The sequence below is a fragment of the Psychrobacter sp. UBA2514 genome (assembly GCF_002341255.1).
Classification (GTDB): Bacteria; Pseudomonadota; Gammaproteobacteria; order Pseudomonadales; family Moraxellaceae; genus Psychrobacter; species Psychrobacter pacificensis.
Genome location: NZ_DDNS01000037.1, coordinates 4,136 through 4,946 on the forward strand (window position 1 = coordinate 4,136; position 811 = coordinate 4,946).

The following is an 811-nucleotide window of genomic DNA, read 5'->3' on the forward strand; positions in this document are numbered from 1 at the left end:
CTACGCGGACGTATAAAAACCAGTGGACGTGTTGGATGCTGAGTATGAATAGCAGCAGCTCGCGATGGATCATTGATGCTATTGACATGCTCAGCCCACGTACCCAGCAGCGTGCGCAAACGCTCAAGCGCCAACTCCACATCCTCATGACTGACGGCATCTTCTAAACAGATAATAATACTATTGATCGTTGGTAGTTTGTCACGCTTAATCACTTGCCAGATGTCTTGGCGAGTGGCAGGCATATAGAGGCTCGCCCCTAGTTGGTAGGGATGGTGCGTGTGCGGTCTGACCATCGCATGACGCTCAGTAATCAGATGCGCATAAGACAGGGTATCATAGGACTGAGTGTCAAGGTAAGTCGCTGACTCGTTGTTTGTTATATCTGACATAATTGGCATCATAAATAGAGTGTAAAGGGCAAGCGTTCAATCGCGCTAGTGGTGCTCAAGCCAAAAGCATTAACTGTCTTTGGCTCGTTGCTTGATAAGGGTGATGGCTTGATAAGGGTGTATTTTATCACCTAATACCTCAATAGTGATGCCTCGCTGCGCACATAAATGACGCAGTAGTGCGGTATCGGGATGCGCCGCGGTCGCGAGCAATATACGCTCTGGATCGCGGCGTAGTATCGCGCGCGTCGCCTCGGCGATAGTCGGCTTAATACGGTTGCGATTGGTAATGTCATAGTCCGTGGCGAGCGCATCTATTAATGCTGCCGTCTGGTAGCGCGGCTGCTGATAGGTTGGCAAATGCTCTGGCAGCATAGTCAATGAGCGTCTGGCTGCATCAACATGATCGATAAATGCCA

The 811-nt window shown here is 50.1% G+C and carries 2 protein-coding genes; both read right to left on the bottom strand.

Annotation, left to right across the window (positions count from 1 at the left end; translation table 11 throughout):
* Positions 1-392: HpcH/HpaI aldolase/citrate lyase family protein (locus tag B3V51_RS09955; RefSeq protein ID WP_286708342.1), on the bottom strand; the 392-nt coding region annotated here is incomplete at its 3' end.
* A 69-nt stretch (positions 393-461) separates the two neighbouring features.
* Positions 462-811: RNA-binding protein (locus B3V51_RS09960; RefSeq protein ID WP_286708343.1), on the bottom strand; the 350-nt coding region annotated here is incomplete at its 5' end.